At 53.5% G+C, this 14,388-nt stretch carries 16 protein-coding genes; 7 read left to right on the forward strand and 9 right to left on the reverse strand.

All coding sequences use genetic code 11. The features are described 5' to 3' along the window. Nucleotides 1-381 precede the first annotated feature (381 nt). Both EDD53_RS01085 and EDD53_RS01090 read left to right on the forward strand, forming a co-directional pair. The gene (locus tag EDD53_RS01085) at nt 382-1,161 is read left to right on the forward strand and encodes an SDR family oxidoreductase (protein WP_123791360.1); all 780 of its coding nucleotides are present in this window, start codon (nt 382-384) and stop codon (nt 1,159-1,161) included. A gap of 119 nt (nt 1,162-1,280) precedes the next feature. Further along, a complete protein-coding gene (locus EDD53_RS01090; RefSeq protein ID WP_425464042.1) occupies nt 1,281-2,399 on the forward strand; it encodes an ABC transporter ATP-binding protein in 1,119 nt (372 codons plus the stop codon). A gap of 5 nt (nt 2,400-2,404) precedes the next feature. Here the strand turns inward: EDD53_RS01090 and EDD53_RS01095 are convergent, their stop codons facing one another. Next, nucleotides 2,405-3,118, reverse strand: coding sequence for a helix-turn-helix transcriptional regulator (locus EDD53_RS01095; RefSeq protein WP_123791361.1), 714 nt, complete (start codon nt 3,116-3,118; stop codon nt 2,405-2,407). A gap of 246 nt (nt 3,119-3,364) precedes the next feature. On the opposite strand from EDD53_RS01095, the gene EDD53_RS01100 reads away from it, so the two are divergent. The 4 genes from EDD53_RS01100 (at nt 3,365) to EDD53_RS01115 (ending at nt 6,028) form a co-directional block, all read left to right on the forward strand. Next, a complete protein-coding gene (locus EDD53_RS01100; RefSeq protein ID WP_123791362.1) occupies nt 3,365-3,580 on the forward strand; it encodes a twin-arginine translocase TatA/TatE family subunit in 216 nt (71 codons plus the stop codon). Nucleotides 3,581-3,672: 92 nt separating this feature from the next. Next, nucleotides 3,673-4,275, forward strand: a complete 603-nt coding sequence (gene tatB, locus EDD53_RS01105; RefSeq protein ID WP_123791363.1) for a Sec-independent protein translocase protein TatB — start codon at nt 3,673-3,675, stop codon at nt 4,273-4,275. Beyond that, entirely contained in the window at nt 4,272-5,174 is a 903-nt protein-coding gene (gene tatC / locus EDD53_RS01110; RefSeq protein WP_123791364.1) for a twin-arginine translocase subunit TatC, read from the forward strand. The genes tatB and tatC overlap by 4 nt, the downstream gene beginning before the upstream one ends. An 11-nt stretch (nt 5,175-5,185) precedes the next feature. After that, complete coding sequence (locus tag EDD53_RS01115; protein ID WP_123791365.1) at nt 5,186-6,028, forward strand: ATP-binding protein; 843 nt, start codon at nt 5,186-5,188, stop codon at nt 6,026-6,028. Between the two features lie 77 nt (nt 6,029-6,105). On the opposite strand, the gene EDD53_RS01120 is transcribed toward EDD53_RS01115, so the two are convergent. The 3 genes from EDD53_RS01120 to surE form a co-directional block, all read right to left on the reverse strand. Beyond that, a complete protein-coding gene (locus EDD53_RS01120) occupies nt 6,106-7,308 on the reverse strand; it encodes a M23 family metallopeptidase (RefSeq protein WP_123791366.1) in 1,203 nt (400 codons plus the stop codon). Between the two features lie 76 nt (nt 7,309-7,384). Then, the gene (locus tag EDD53_RS01125) at nt 7,385-8,026 is read right to left on the reverse strand and encodes a protein-L-isoaspartate(D-aspartate) O-methyltransferase (protein ID WP_123791367.1); all 642 of its coding nucleotides are present in this window, start codon (nt 8,024-8,026) and stop codon (nt 7,385-7,387) included. Continuing rightward, entirely contained in the window at nt 8,023-8,805 is a 783-nt protein-coding gene (gene surE, locus EDD53_RS01130; RefSeq protein ID WP_123791368.1) for a 5'/3'-nucleotidase SurE, read from the reverse strand. The genes EDD53_RS01125 and surE overlap by 4 nt, the downstream gene beginning before the upstream one ends. Before the next feature lie 123 nt (nt 8,806-8,928). On the opposite strand from surE, the gene EDD53_RS01135 reads away from it, so the two are divergent. Continuing rightward, nucleotides 8,929-9,336 carry a VOC family protein gene (locus EDD53_RS01135; RefSeq protein WP_123791369.1) on the forward strand — a complete coding sequence of 136 codons (408 nt, stop codon included), beginning with the start codon at nt 8,929-8,931 and terminating at the stop codon, nt 9,334-9,336. Here the strand turns inward: EDD53_RS01135 and EDD53_RS01140 are convergent. The 5 genes from EDD53_RS01140 to radA form a co-directional block, all read right to left on the reverse strand. Further along, a complete protein-coding gene (locus EDD53_RS01140) occupies nt 9,333-10,001 on the reverse strand; it encodes an SDR family oxidoreductase (RefSeq protein WP_123791370.1) in 669 nt (222 codons plus the stop codon). The two genes, EDD53_RS01135 and EDD53_RS01140, sit on opposite strands and share 4 nt — an antisense overlap. A 60-nt stretch (nt 10,002-10,061) precedes the next feature. After that, nucleotides 10,062-10,574 (reverse strand): DUF2199 domain-containing protein, encoded by a 513-nt coding sequence (locus EDD53_RS01145; protein ID WP_123791371.1) that lies wholly within the window; start codon nt 10,572-10,574, stop codon nt 10,062-10,064. Nucleotides 10,575-10,677: 103 nt separating this feature from the next. Beyond that, a complete protein-coding gene (purF, locus tag EDD53_RS01150) occupies nt 10,678-12,147 on the reverse strand; it encodes an amidophosphoribosyltransferase (RefSeq protein ID WP_123791372.1) in 1,470 nt (489 codons plus the stop codon). A 216-nt stretch (nt 12,148-12,363) separates the two neighbouring features. Then, a complete protein-coding gene (locus EDD53_RS01155; protein ID WP_123791373.1) occupies nt 12,364-12,918 on the reverse strand; it encodes a CvpA family protein in 555 nt (184 codons plus the stop codon). A gap of 84 nt (nt 12,919-13,002) precedes the next feature. After that, on the reverse strand, nt 13,003-14,373 hold the full coding sequence (gene radA / locus EDD53_RS01160; protein ID WP_123791374.1) for a DNA repair protein RadA: 1,371 nt from the start codon (nt 14,371-14,373) through the stop codon (nt 13,003-13,005). Between the last annotated feature and the right edge of the window lie 15 nt (nt 14,374-14,388).

The following is a 14,388-nucleotide window of genomic DNA, read 5'->3' on the forward strand; positions in this document are numbered from 1 at the left end:
TGCCAGAAAATGAAATGATTGTATACCGTTACACTGGGGAACATTGTGCAGGACCTCTTACAAAACTTTGTTATTTGAACGGTATTGACGAACAATGGCGTCAATTGGGCGAAATTGGACAGAACAGGGAAACTTTACTGAAAAATTTGCCACAATTATTAATTTTTACTTCGGTTTTTATCTATTTTCATTGGCGAAACTGGACTGAATTGCGCGGAAATTGGACAGGCCGATTCCCCAAAATGCTAGGTCAGTCTGACTTGTTCTGATCTTCATACTGTGATCATCTCTGCTCAAACGACGCGATTTACACGATGGATCGCGAAAATCGCCTTGGACACTGAGGCGAAAGAAGTAAGCAAAAATTGAGAGGGATATCGAATGGATCTGGGAATCACAGGGAAACGCGCATTGGTCTGCGCATCGTCCAAAGGCTTGGGGCGCGGTTGCGCAGAGGCATTGGCAGAGGCGGGTGTCGATTTGATATTGAATGCGCGGGGGCAAGACGCGCTTGAAGCCACAGCAGCCTATATTCGGGACAGGTATAAGGTTAACGTCACAGCCATCGCCGCCGACATCACAACCGACGCAGGGCGCGCTGAGGTGCTGAAAGCCGCAGGCGACATCGACATTTTGGTCACGAATGCGGGTGGCCCGCCCCCTGGATTATGGACCGATTGGGATCGCGATGATTTTATCGCAGCTCTCGATGCCAACATGTTGACCCCAATTGCTTTGATCAAAGCCCTCGTGCCTGCGATGATGACGCGCGGCTGGGGTCGTGTTGTGAATATCACGTCGGTCTCTGTTAAGGCGCCTATTCCTGTTTTGGGCCTCTCGAATGCGGCGCGTACAGGCCTTACGGGCTATGTCGCAGGCACCGCGCGCCAAGTGGCGGGCAGTGGTGTGACAATAAACAACCTGTTGCCGGGCCTGCATGATACAGACCGCATGATCGCGCTCGATACTGCGGCGTCAAAAAGTTCTGGCGACAGCTTTGATGACGTGCGCGCGGCAAAATACGCGGCGATCCCAGCAGGGCGATATGGTGATGCGGCGGAATTTGGGGCCACCTGCGCCTTTATGTGTTCGCAACATGCGGGCTTTATGGTTGGGCAAAATATCTTGCTGGATGGTGGTGCGACCGTTTCCACCATGTAAAATGGCCCGCGACGGTGGATTTTTTCCATCGCCGCGGTCCATCTCGGCCCGACTGGTTGCCAAGCGTTTGGGCCGCTGATAGGACATGGCACCCTTAGAGTTTTTGTCGGATACTGCGTATGAATACCCAAGTCCAAGATCCAGTGTCTCCTAAGCCCATGCCTGAACCTGCCCGATTGGAAATTCGCAACCTGCGCAGAAACTTCCAAGGGCGTGAGGTCGTAAGTGATGTTTCGCTCAAGGTCATGCCGGGCCAAGTGACTTGTCTTTTAGGGCCCTCGGGCTGTGGTAAATCCACGACTTTGCGTATGATTGCTGGCGTTGACATGCAAGACAGTGGCGAAATTTACGTCGACGGTGCGCTGGTCTGTGACACGGTGCACCGCGTGCCCCCTGAAGCGCGCTCTATTGGGCTGATGTTCCAAGATTTCGCGCTTTTTCCCCATCTCAGCGTCGCGCAGAATGTCGGATTTGGTCTCAGTGGCACGCGCGGTGAAAAACAAGCACGCATCGAAGATTTACTCGAAAAAGTAGGGCTTCTGTCGGCCTTGAAAAAATTTCCCCACGAACTTTCGGGGGGCGAACAGCAACGTGTCGCTTTGGCCCGCGCGCTGGCGCCACGCCCGTCTGTTATGCTTATGGATGAACCTTTTTCAGGTCTGGATGAACGTCTCAAAGATGAAATTCGCGATAGCACGCTAGAAGTGCTTAAAGCAGAAGGCGCGGCTGTTTTATTGGTGACGCATGAACCCGATGAAGCCATGCGCATGGCCGATGAAATCGCACTAATGCGCGATGGGCGGATCGTGCAACAAGGGGCGCCATACAATATTTACAACGCGCCTGTTGATAAACGCTCTGCAGCCTTTTTTAGCGATATCAATGTTATACGTGGCGAAGTGCAGGGCGCTTTGGTCTCTACTGCATTTGGCGAATTCCTCTGCCCTGGTCATGCGGATGGCACGCCCGTCGATATCGTGATCCGCCCTCAGCACTTGCGGATCGACTTTGATCGTGCAGGGCGCGGCCCCAATCCGACCCCTCAAGACGGTACGCCCGCGCGCGGTATCGTTGAGCGGTCGCGCTTTATGGGGCGCGAAAGTTTAGTGGAATTTCGAATGGATTTTGATGGATCTTTGCTACGTGCCACAGTGCCATCGGTGTTCTTGCCCAAGGTCGGAACGCCGCTCTGGTTGATGCTGCGCCGCGAACGTTGTTTCGTTTTTCCCGCGCTGTAATGCCTCTAAAGTCTGTTGGGCGCTTGCCTCAGCTTTAGAAAATCGTCCAGCCCAGTGCCAACCTCGTCATCAAACGTCGCGCCAGTGTCGATCAAAGATTGAATGCGATCGACACGAAATTCGCAAAAATCGCGCTGTGATCTGCACCACGCAACCATGGTCCAAACCCGCCCCCAATAGTTCAACTGCAAGGGGTGGATCAACTCTGTGCTTTGCGCTCCGTCTTCGGATAAGAAACTGATCCGAATGAGTTTTTTATTGCGCACTGCATCGCGCAATAGGGGCATATGTTTAAACCCCGCTGCGGTATCTGCGAAGGGATGGATGGCAAACCCCCATTGCGTGCTGGGCGGACCTGTGTTTTCGGGCAGGGCGGCATCAATTTTAACAGCCAGACTTTGCGCTGATTTCGCCAGCTCAGGATCTGTGGCCTCGGTCAAAATCGCGACAGCCAGATGTAGGGCTTCGAACTCGCCCATGCTCAAATTCAAAGGCGGCAATGTGACTTGTGCCGTCACGCGATACCCTGCACCAGGCGTGCCATCGACGGGTAACCCAGAAGCGCGCAGGGTCGCCATGTCGCGCCAAATTGTGCGCGGCGTTACCGCAAGTGCGTCGCCCAAGTCGCGGGCTTTGTGCAGTTCCCCATCGCGCAAAATTTGGATCAGTGCCATAAGTCGGTCACTGCGCTGCGCCGCTGATTGCTTGCGTCCTGTCATAACGATCCTTGGTGGTTGTCTTTGCGGGAGGGAGCGCAGAAATGCGATTCGATTGCTCTAAAATACACTGCATATTAACTGACATAAACCTGTCAGTAGTGCGATGATGCTCTCACATTGCGCGCCAATGTTGTGCAAGCAGACAAAATTGCGCATTTCGCGCTTTTCCTCGGCGAAATCTTCGTTACTTCTAAGACAGATGAATTTTTAGGCGGGTGAAAGCACCCCGCACACAGGAGAAAGACTATGCTGAACAATATCGGTATTCCGGGCCTTTTGCTGATCGCTGTTGTGGTCTTGGTTCTTTTTGGTCGCGGCAAAGTGTCGGGTCTAATGGGCGAAGTGGGTAAGGGCATCACAGCGTTCAAAAAAGGTGTGAATGATGGCACCAAAGAAATCGAAGACGAAGCCGCAAAAGTTGATGAAGAAGCCTCTGAGACTGTTGAAAAAGACAAAGTCTAAGCTTTCATTCTTTTTCAATTTCGGCGCTTGGGCGATCTTGTTTTGTAGGTCGCCCCTGTGCTTTGCGTGGCGTTTTTGAAAGGCGGCTCAACATGTTTGACATTGGTATGTCTGAACTTTTGATCATTGGGATCGTGGCCCTTATCGTGGTTGGGCCGAAAGATTTGCCAGGGATGTTTCGCACCCTTGGCCGCTTTACTGCCAAAATCAAAGCCATGGGACGCGAGTTTTCGCGTGCAATGGAAAACGCCGCGGACGAAGCGGGCGTTGGTGAGATCAAAGACAGTTTGAACGCGGCTGCAAACCCGAAAAAATTTGGCTTGGACAAGTTGAAAGAGGCGGCTTCTGATTTTGAAGATTGGAACCCGCTGAATGCAAAAGCCCCACCCAAAATCGAGATGACCGAAGCGCGCGCGGCTGAAGCTAAGAAAATTAGCGAAAGTGCTGCGGCTAAGGCAACGGCGCGCAAGGCAGCGCAAGACACCGCAGATCAGGGTGATGTGACGCCTGCCAAACCTGTTGCTGCAAAGGCAGCTGCCAAGAAGGCACCCGCGAAAAAAGCACCTGCGAAAAAGCCAGCGGCAAAGGCAGCACCAGCGAAAAAAGCACCCAGCAAAACAACAACCCAAAAAGCTGGCAGCAAAACTGCCGCGAAAAAAGCAGCTCCCAAATCTAAGAAAGAAGGCGACGCATGAGCCAGAATGAAATGCTTCATGACGAAGTTGAAGACAGCTCAGCGCCATTAATCGAACATTTAGCGGAATTGCGCACTCGGCTTATCCGCGCTGTTTTGGCGTTTTTCGTGGGTATGGTGATTTGTTTCACCTTCGGCGGGGCGATCTTGGATTTCTTGCTGATGCCAATTGAAAAAACCATGCGCAGTTTGGGCAATCCCAACCCTGTGATGCAATACACAGCGCCGCAAGAATATTTCTTTACCTTGATCCGCATTTCGATGGTTGGCGGCTTGATGTTGTCCTTTCCTGTGATCGGCACGCAGCTTTGGCGCTTTGTTGCCCCTGGTCTGTACCGCAATGAAAAGAATGCGTTTTTGCCGTTTCTCATTGCATCGCCAGCATTGTTTTTGCTGGGCGCGGCCTTTGCGCATTACGTTGTTGTGCCTCTGGCGATGGCGTTTTTCTTAGGCTTTGCGGATCTGCCATCCTTTGTTGCAGCCCTCGTGGTGGCGCAAGGGGATGCCGATGTGGCCTCCGTCAAATCGGGCATCGACATCGTGTTTAACGGTAAGGTGAACGAGACGCTTGATATCACTTTGAAAATGATCGTGGCCTTTGGTCTGTGTTTCCAACTGCCTGTGCTTTTGACATTGATGGGCAAGGCGGGTCTGGCCACAGCACATGGTCTGCGGTCAACGCGCAAATACGCGGTTGTCGGCATTTTGCTGGTCGCAGCTTTGGTGACACCGCCTGATGTGACCACCCAGTTGATCTTGTTTGTGGTGGTTTATGGCCTCTATGAGGTGTCGATTTTCCTTGTGGGACGTGTTGAGAAAAAACGCACAGAGGAATTGCGTGCGGCGGGGATTTTGGACGAAGACGAAGACTTGTATGACGACTATGAAGATCACGAATAAAAGGGTCAGTCATGGCGCATAAAACGATGAAACGTATTGCAGAGGCCTTGGAACGCATGGCGCCTGCGCCCCAAAAGACGCCCGATTTAGAGGCGGCAGATGCCTTTGTTTGGCACACGGGGCCTGATCGGCTGGAACCAGTGCACAAGGTTTCGCGTGTTGATGTGGATCTGTTGGTCGGTATTGATCGGTCGCGTGATACTTTGTTGAAAAACACGCTTCAGTTCGCCAATGGCATGCCTGCGAATAATGCTTTGCTTTGGGGCGCGCGCGGTATGGGTAAATCATCCTTGGTCAAGGCTGTGCATGGGGCGATTTGTGCCCAAGGCCTGCCTTTGAAAATCGTCGAAATGCAGCGCGAAGACTTGCCATCTGTGGCGCGCCTTTTAGGTCATTTGCGTAGCTCGAAACATCGTTTCTTGCTGTTTTGTGATGACTTGTCGTTCAGTCATGACGATCAGCATTACAAATCGTTGAAAGCGGTCTTAGATGGCGGGATCGAAGGGCGTCCTGAAAATGTGCTGTTTTATGCCACGTCAAATCGTCGTCATTTGATGCCGCGCGATATGATCGAAAACGAACGCTCATCTGGGATTAACCCCTCGGAAGCTGTCGAAGAAAAGGTGTCTTTGTCAGATCGTTTTGGCCTGTGGCTTGGGTTCCACCCGTGCAGCCAAGACGACTATCTGGCAATGATCCGTGGCTACTGTGATGCGCATAAAGTCGTCATCGACGACGAGACCCTGCGCGCTGAGGCCATCGAATGGCAGGCCACACGTGGATCGCGTTCGGGCCGCGTGGCTTGGCAGTATTTTGTCGATTTGGCGGGTCGCGAGGGCGTGACTTTGTCGTAACCCCAGCGCGCATACTGTGTAAGAATGAAAAAAGCCGCCCAAGTCCGAGGGGCGGCTTTTTTTGATAAAACGTGGTCTTAGTTCAGGTAGGGAGAAGGATCTACCGTTTGCGTTCCCTTAAATACCATGAACTGCAAGGCATTGAATTCATTCGAAGTCACCTTGGCAATCGACTGACCTTTGGACACTTTGTCACCCTTTTTCACCGACAGATTGTCGATGAAGCTATAGGCGGTCTGCAAGCCGTCTCCGTGATCAATCACGACGATTTGCACCCCATCTGCATTGGTCGATACCAGTTTCACAGTGCCCGCTTTGGCCGCTTGCACATTGGTCCCAGAGGGGGCGGAGAACAGGACAAATTTTGATTTGTCTTTATCGTAATCACGAATGATTGGCCCTGACACGGGTTTGGTCATTTCAGCGCTAGATGTCTGAGTGCTGCCTAAATTGGCTGCAGGCTTCACAGGCGCGGCGGGCGCTGGTGTGGCTTCTTTTACATCTGGCAAAGGCTCGGCCGCAGATGGCGGCGTCGGTGCAGCTGATCCTGTGCCTGGCGTGGGTTCTGCGGCAACAGGCGCTGTTGTGGTCGCTGCTTTTACAGGGATCAAAACATAGCGGCCTTCTTGGACGGCCAAATCTGATCCCAGTCCGTTCCAGTCAGACAAAGCCCGAACCGAGATACCGTATTTGCGTGCGATAGAATAGGCGGTTTCGCCGCGCTGAACTTGGTGACGCACAGGTTCGGTTGAAATGTTCGACATGTTTTGCTGCAGGGTCGGTGTCGCAGCTGCCGATGGTGCAGGGGCATCCAGCGGTTTGGATGTGAGCGCCTCATTGGCCAAGGATGTCACATCAATGCGTTCGCCTGTCGCGATCGTTCCTGTCGGTGTGGCAACGGTTGAGACCTGATCAACACGGCGCGGCAAGGCGATGACTTCACCCGCGCGCAGGGTCACGCCCATAGGGATACCGTTGTACTGCGCCAATTCTTGCGACGACATACCAATACGGTTGGCCAATGTGTCGATAGTGTCATTCTTGCGTGCGATGGCAACTTGGTAGTTGGGGTAGGAAATGATGCCATTGGCATCAGGTTTTGGTTTGGCAACTGTCTGTGCCTCAAGGGCTGCGGGGGCCGTCGAAAAAGCATCTGTCAGCCCGCGTAGATCAAAGTCGAGAGGCTTATCACAGGCCGTCAAGGCAAGGGCCGCACAGCCTGTAAAGGCAAGGCGACGCAAACTGTTTTTACTTTGGGCTGGCAATTGAATAAATGTCATAGCTCGATCCTCAGTTTTCGGGTCATTGCCCGCAGGGGGAGTAGTCTCCCCAGAAAATTGGCCCAAACGCGGGCGGTTACTCTTGACCCATCCCTTCAAGCAAAGGGACAAAACGCACTGAGCGCAGTTCTTGATAGTCAAAGCCTTTTTCAAGGCGCGTGACTTTAATCAGGCTTTGCACCGTATCGGACTGGCCCACAGGCACAACCATAATACCGCCAACACGCAGCTGCGCCAAGAGGGGGCCAGGCGGGTCTTCTGCGGCGGCAGTCACGATGATGCGATCAAACGGCGCTTGGTCGGTCAAACCATGACTGCCGTCCGCTGAAAAGGCGGTGATATTGACGATGCCAAGCATGTCAAACACCTCTTGCGCTTCGCGCACCAAACGCGAAAACCGATCAACGGTATAGACACGCCGCGCCAATTGGCTGAGCACAGCTGCCTGATAGCCCGACCCTGTGCCGACTTCCAAAACCTTATCGCGCGGCTGCACATCTAAAGCTTGGGTCATCAAGCCCACAACCGAAGGCTGGGAAATGGTTTGGCCGCATGCAATGGGCAAAGGCATGTCGTCATATGCACGATCTGCAAAATGCCCCCGCACAAAAGCTCCGCGATCAATGCGCTCCATTGCTGACAAGGTGCGCTTGTCTGTCACCCCTTTTGAGCGCAGGGTGTAGAGAAATTGCATTTGTTGTTCAGGGCCAAAGTTCATTTTAGCGCAGCCTCAACGTCATTCATTGCATCATGGGCCGTGAGATCAGCACGCATTGGCGTTACAGAAATCTGCCCAGCCATATTGGCGCTGACATCTGTCCCTTTGCCTGTCTCAACATTTTGCGGTGATCCTGTCACCCATAGAAAACGGCGCCCCGATGGGGACATCTGCGCTTCTACCCCAAAGCCAGATCCCTGTCTGCGGCCCTGACGGGTCACAGCTATACCGCCTGTTTGTGCGGCAGGCACAGGGGGGAAATTGACGTTGTAGAACAGGTTGTAGTCCTCGCCGCCCCAAGGGGCCGAAGACAATAACTTGCGGATCACAGCGGCACCGTGGGCTTTAGCGCTTTCAAAGGGATCGTCTAAATCTTTGTTTTCGTCACCAAAAAATTGGCTCAAAGCGATGGCTTTGACATCTTGCAACGCGGCTTCCATCGCTGCCCCGATCGTGCCCGAATACATGCAATTTTCGCCTGCGTTATTGCCGCGATTGACGCCGGACAATACCAAATCAGGCCGCTGAGGCATCACGTCATATAGCGCGGCCAATACGCAATCTGCGGGCGACCCTTCGGCGGCCCAGCGACGCGGGCCAAGTTCGGATATCATCGTGGGATGGGCATAGGAAATACAATGCGCAACGCCCGATTGTTCAAAGGCAGGGGCGACAACCCAGACTTCACCCTCTGGGCCTGCAAGCTGATGCGCGATGCTTTCCAAAGTCGCCAAACCTGGCGCGTTAATACCGTCATCGTTGGTGATAAGAATGCGCATCTGTCCGCCGCCCTTTGCCCTCAAGTTCTCTCCTCCATAAAGCAGGTCGCGAATCACAGCAAGACAGGGTTGCGTCTTGTTGGCGGTTGAGCGCATTCTTTGTTGGAAATCGGAGATATTTTTATGCCCAAACCTGTTTTAGATGCCATTGCGGTGAGTGCTGTTGATATTGCGCGTGCCAAAGAATTTTACACTTTGCTTGGCTTCGACTTCGAAGGCGGTTTTGAAAGTGATGATCATGTGGAACCGATACGGCGTTTGGGCGAACCGCGTTTGATGATCGACAGTGCCGCTTTGATGGAGAAACTGACAGGCGAGGTGCCGCGCGCGCCGAACCATTCGATTTTTGCCATGCTCTGCGCCACACCCGCCGAAGTGGATGAACATGTGGCCAAAATCAAAGCGGCTGGTTTTGATGTTTTGACCGCACCTTGGGATGCTTTTTGGGGCCAGCGATACGCCACTGTGGCCGATGCAGATGGCTACCGCATCGATCTTTTTGCACCGCTCGCCCCTGCTGCCACAGCTTAGATTAGGCCTAGGCTTTTCAACAAACGTGGGGCTTCGTCACGTGGATGGGTCAGTGCCGCTTTGCCTTCACCGGGGTGAAAACGTGCCCGTGTGCCTGTTGGCATCGGATTGGGCTGCACAATGTGAATACGCGGTGCTTTTTCTGAATTCTGCGTTTCTGCCTGCCAACTTTTGGCCATGGCGATCTGCGCGGCTTTCGCAGCGCCGTAAGCGCCATAGAATTTTTCCCCTGCGTGAGGATCATCGAAAAACATAACATCCGCGCGGCGAGGGCCCATGTTTAACAGTGGGCCAACCATTGGGATCAACTTGCCTGTGGCCGTGACATTGGTGCCAATGGTGCGGTCAAAATCTTTCGGGTCCAAGTGATCTGCTGGCGATAAAAGTTGCGCATAGATCGCCGTATGCGCCCAGAAATCCAGATAGCCCCAGCGGTCGTAAATGCCGCGACACAGATGCGCCATAGCATCTGGATTGGTGATATCCATAGGCGCTAAAGTCGCATCGCCACCCTTGGCTTTGATCCGATCATCTAGCTCTTCAAGTGCGCCTGTGGTCTTGGCCACGGCAACGATGTGATACTCAGGCGCAAGCGCTTCGGCCAAATGAAATCCAAGGCCGCGTGACGCCCCTGTGATCAGGGCAATTTTTGTTTTCTCAGTCATAGGCTTGGTCTGCTTTCGAAAGGCTGAAGGGTCAAGACGAAAAGGGGGGCAGCAGGCGCTCTATTGGACACTGCCAAGATCGTCGCGGTTTACGGTGCCTGTGGCCTCGTAAAGCGCCAAAAGATCGTCCAAAGAAATATCGGTCGCGCCACCAAAAAGCTGCGCCTTCGGGCGGGACTCCCTATCGGAAAACGTGAGTGCGACGGCCGCGCCCAAGGGGGCGACGGGCCCAAGCTCTGACGACAGTTTGCCAACCGCCGTTTCAGGTGCAGGACCACCGTCAAAGGTCTCAACATAGGCGTAAAAACAATCATCAGGCACCTTGACCCAAATCGCGAAAATCACGTGATCTTCGGATCCACGGATCGCCAATGTCAAAGCGGCGCAGATGAAACGCTGGTCGGAAAAACGGCAAAGTTCTGATGCCAGTTGGTCATCACCGACTTTGATAAATGGCTCAGCGCCACGTTCGCCATGGGTCCACGCGCTGGGGTGGTCAAAGCCGATATCCATCACGCCGCCCATATCTTGTAAGGCGCGCCAGCGGGGATCGAGGTCTAAAGGTGATGTCATACTGTGGCCTTTGCCAAATAGGATCTGTGCCCCTGTCCCATAAAAGAACCGCCGCCCCAAATCAATGGGGCGGCGGTGGAATGATAGTCTGTGGCAAGCCCGCTTATTCTGCGGCGGTCTTCATTTCAAAACCTTTGGCGATCATATCGCTTGGCACCACGGGATATTCGCCAGAGAAACAGGCATCGCAATATTTTGGCGCTTTCGCATCGCGGCCCTCAGGCACGCCAGCGGCGCGGTAAAGCCCGTCTAGCGAGATGAACTGCAATGAATCCACACCCAAATGCGCACACATTTCATCGACAGACATATTCGCCGCCAATAATTTATCGCGGTCAGGCGTATCCACGCCGTAAAAACATGGCCACATGGTGGGCGGTGAGGCAATTCGGAAATGCACTTCGGCGGCACCCGCATCCAGCAACATGTCTTTGATCTTTTGCGATGTCGTTCCGCGCACCACAGAATCATCGACCAAGATGATGCGCTTGCCGCGGATCAGCGCACGGTTCACATTGAGTTTCAGACGCACGCCCATGTTACGGATCTGCTCTGACGGCTCAATAAAGGTGCGGCCCATATATTGGTTGCGGATGATACCCATGCCGTAAGGAATGCCAGATTCATGGCTAAAGCCAATCGCAGCTGGCGTGCCTGAATCTGGGACTGGGCAAACAAGATCGGCCTCAACAGGTGTTTCGCGTGCCAGTTCTACGCCGATTTGGCGGCGTGTTTCATAGACAGAGCGCCCGCCCAAAATACTGTCTGGGCGTGAGAAATAGACCTGTTCGAAGATGCAAAAACGGCTGGCTGTGCGTTCAAACGGGTGGTAGCTTTCTACTTTCCCATCAGAAATGACAACCATTTCGCCTGGTTCGATTTCGCGCACGAATTCTGCGCCGATGATGTCTAAGGCGCAGGTTTCAGATGAAAGCGCATAGCCCTTTTCACCGACTTTGCCCAACACAAGTGGTCGCACACCGCGTGGGTCGCGCACACCGATCAATTTGGTGCGGGTCATGGCGACCACTGAAAACGCACCTTCGACGCGGCGCAGGGCATCTTTCATCCGCTCAGGAATGTTGCGCTGCAAAGAGCGCGCCATCAAGTGAATGATACATTCGGAATCTGAGGAAGATTGAAAGATCGACCCGCGGTCAATCAATTCACGTTTCAGTGCATCGGCATTTGTGATGTTGCCGTTATGGGCGATCGCGGCCCCGCCCATGGAAAATTCTCCAAAGAAGGGCTGCACATCACGGATCGCCGTGGCGCCTTTTGAGCCTGCTGTTGAATAACGAACATGGCCAATGCCAACTTCGCCTGGCAGGGTTTCCATAACTTTTTGGCTGGTAAAGTTATCGCGTACATAGCCAAAGCGACGTGCGGAGTTAAAGCCAACTTCGGGGTCGAATGTGACGATCCCGCCTGCTTCTTGTCCACGGTGCTGAAGCGCGTGTAGGCCGAGTGCGATAAAGTTGGCTGCGTCGGCCATGCCGACAACGCCAAACACGCCGCACTCTTCTTTCAATTTATCGTCGTCAAACGGGTTTGCAGGGGGCATCTGGCGCATGGCATCAGGCTCCGAATCCAAGGGCGTGCATTTCGTCTTTCGTTTAGAGCCTATCGGGGGATATGTCACGAAAGGATCACAAAAGAATTTCGAATGTTTGGTCAAACTTTGCGATTTTCCCGCTTTGCTCTTTGGGAAACCGATCCTTCAATATAGAATTGGCGACCCAAGCTTGCCGCCTGTGTCGCCAATTTTGAAAAGAATTTCGGATCAAACCTATTCAGTACAGATGCTGACCAGACCTTCGTAGCGTGCTGTGATCCAACCTGGCGCATCTTCTGGAATGCTTTCATCAAGGCGGCTTTGTGAACGGTCAAAGACTTTGACGGTGCGCGAATCTTCCAAAACGGCGATGCGGTCGCCTGTGGAAATGCGGTCCACGATGACCAAAGTGATCGCAACCAAAACAACACCACGGATCACGCCGAACAAAAAGCCCAAGCCCTGATCAATACTGCCAAGCGCCGAGCGCTGGATGGCGGATGATAACAAAGGCGTAAAAATCGATACGATGATCAAAGCCAAAGCGAAAACGCCGAAAAAACCACCAATTACGGATAATTCGCAACTGTCGGATATGTAACCGCCCAAAACGGGAACTTCTTTGACCAAAGGCACCGCCTTGGGGGCAAAAAGATACCCTAAAACGGCCGCAACGATCCAGCCAGCAATGGCCATGCCTTCGCGAACAAAACCGCGAGAATAGGCCAAAAGCGCGGATACAATGATCACCAGCGCAACGATAGCATCAACAATGGTAAAGCCGTCCATGAAGCTTTGCCTTTCTATATATCGGGTTTGTGCACCACCCGTTTATCCCTCACGTGCTAAATAGATCGCAGTAAATACGCACTATCAACCCGCACCAAAAACTTCGCCAACAAAGCCCACTAGATCGTCCATATAGCGAATCTGCATGCCTGTTCCATCACCAGCTTTAGACCGAGATGGGGCGATTGCCGATGAAAAACCAAGTTTTTGCGCTTCTTTCAACCTGTTTTCTGTTTGATTTACGGGTCTGAGGCCTCCAGACAACGACAGTTCCCCGAAAACCACACAGTCTTTAGGGATTGCTGTGTCTTCTCGCGCGGATAAAAGCGCGGCCGCCACGGCTAAATCTGCGGCGGGTTCCGACACTTTCATGCCACCCGCGACGTTCAAATAGACATCAAGCCCAGCAAAAGGAATACCGCAACGCGATTCGAGCACGGCCAAGATCATCGACAAGCGGCCCCCGTCCCAACCCACAACCGTGCGTCGTGCTTGGGCATTAGGGGAGGGGGCAACGAGCGCTTGGAATTCGACCAGCACGGGTCGCGTGCCTTCGATTCCTGCGAAGACAACAGACCCTGCGGTGGGTTTGTCACGCTCAGATAGAAACAAGGCCGATGGGTTTGTCACTTCGCTCAATCCATCGCCTGTCATTTCAAAGACGCCGATTTCTTGCGCAGGACCGAAGCGGTTTTTGACAGCACGCAACAAACGGAAATGATGGCCGCGTTCCCCTTCGAAATACAAAACCGTGTCGACCATATGTTCGACCACACGTGGCCCTGCAAGCTGCCCGTCTTTGGTGACATGGCCGACGATGATCACTGCCACATTGCGCGATTTGGCAAAGGTCACGATTTCATGGGCCGCAGCACGCACTTGGCTGACAGATCCAGGCGCACTTTCGACGTTATCGGCCCACATGGTTTGAATAGAATCGATCACGACCAGATCGGGGGCTTCGGTTTCCAGCGTTGTTAAAATATCGCGCAGATTGGTTTCTGCGGCCAATTGCACGGGGGCATCCCCCAAGCCCAATCGCTGGGCCCGCATACGGACCTGTGCGCTTGATTCCTCGCCCGAGACATAAATCGTTTTCAACCCCGCGGTCGCAAAACGCGCAGCAGCCTGCAACATCAATGTGGATTTACCGATGCCCGGATCGCCGCCCACCAAAATGGCTGAGGCAGGCACCAGTCCGCCGCCCAAAACGCGGTCCAATTCGCCCATGCCGCATTGCGTGCGGGGGGGCGGGGCTTCTTTGGTGGATAGGTCGCTTAAAGGCACCTGTTTGCCACGCATCCCGCCCAAGGTTTTCTTGGCAGGTCCAGATGTGGATAGGGGCTTTTCTTCGACGATAGTGTTCCAGTCGCCGCAGCTGTCACAGCGCCCCGACCATTTGGTGAAACTGGCAGCACAGGCGCTACAGGTGTATTTTACTTGGGCTTTGGCCATGGTGTGCTCCGCTCG

Source organism: Pacificibacter maritimus (assembly GCF_003814915.1).
GTDB classification, from domain to species: Bacteria; Pseudomonadota; Alphaproteobacteria; order Rhodobacterales; family Rhodobacteraceae; genus Celeribacter; species Celeribacter maritimus.

Coding starts and splice junctions, on each gene's coding strand:
- radA (WP_123791374.1), bottom strand. CDS start 14,373: ATGGCCAAAGCCCAAGTAAAATACACCTGTAGCGCCTGTGCTGCCAGT.
- tatB (WP_123791363.1), top strand. CDS start 3,673: ATGTTTGACATTGGTATGTCTGAACTTTTGATCATTGGGATCGTGGCC.
- tatC (WP_123791364.1), top strand. CDS start 4,272: ATGAGCCAGAATGAAATGCTTCATGACGAAGTTGAAGACAGCTCAGCG.
- EDD53_RS01085 (WP_123791360.1), top strand. CDS start 382: ATGGATCTGGGAATCACAGGGAAACGCGCATTGGTCTGCGCATCGTCC.
- surE (WP_123791368.1), bottom strand. CDS start 8,805: ATGCGCATTCTTATCACCAACGATGACGGTATTAACGCGCCAGGTTTG.
- EDD53_RS01135 (WP_123791369.1), top strand. CDS start 8,929: ATGCCCAAACCTGTTTTAGATGCCATTGCGGTGAGTGCTGTTGATATT.
- purF (WP_123791372.1), bottom strand. CDS start 12,147: ATGCGCCAGATGCCCCCTGCAAACCCGTTTGACGACGATAAATTGAAA.
- EDD53_RS01155 (WP_123791373.1), bottom strand. CDS start 12,918: ATGGACGGCTTTACCATTGTTGATGCTATCGTTGCGCTGGTGATCATT.
- EDD53_RS01095 (WP_123791361.1), bottom strand. CDS start 3,118: ATGACAGGACGCAAGCAATCAGCGGCGCAGCGCAGTGACCGACTTATG.
- EDD53_RS01100 (WP_123791362.1), top strand. CDS start 3,365: ATGCTGAACAATATCGGTATTCCGGGCCTTTTGCTGATCGCTGTTGTG.
- EDD53_RS01140 (WP_123791370.1), bottom strand. CDS start 10,001: ATGACTGAGAAAACAAAAATTGCCCTGATCACAGGGGCGTCACGCGGC.
- EDD53_RS01145 (WP_123791371.1), bottom strand. CDS start 10,574: ATGACATCACCTTTAGACCTCGATCCCCGCTGGCGCGCCTTACAAGAT.
- EDD53_RS01125 (WP_123791367.1), bottom strand. CDS start 8,026: ATGAACTTTGGCCCTGAACAACAAATGCAATTTCTCTACACCCTGCGC.
- EDD53_RS01090 (WP_425464042.1), top strand. CDS start 1,281: ATGAATACCCAAGTCCAAGATCCAGTGTCTCCTAAGCCCATGCCTGAA.
- EDD53_RS01115 (WP_123791365.1), top strand. CDS start 5,186: ATGGCGCATAAAACGATGAAACGTATTGCAGAGGCCTTGGAACGCATG.
- EDD53_RS01120 (WP_123791366.1), bottom strand. CDS start 7,308: ATGACATTTATTCAATTGCCAGCCCAAAGTAAAAACAGTTTGCGTCGC.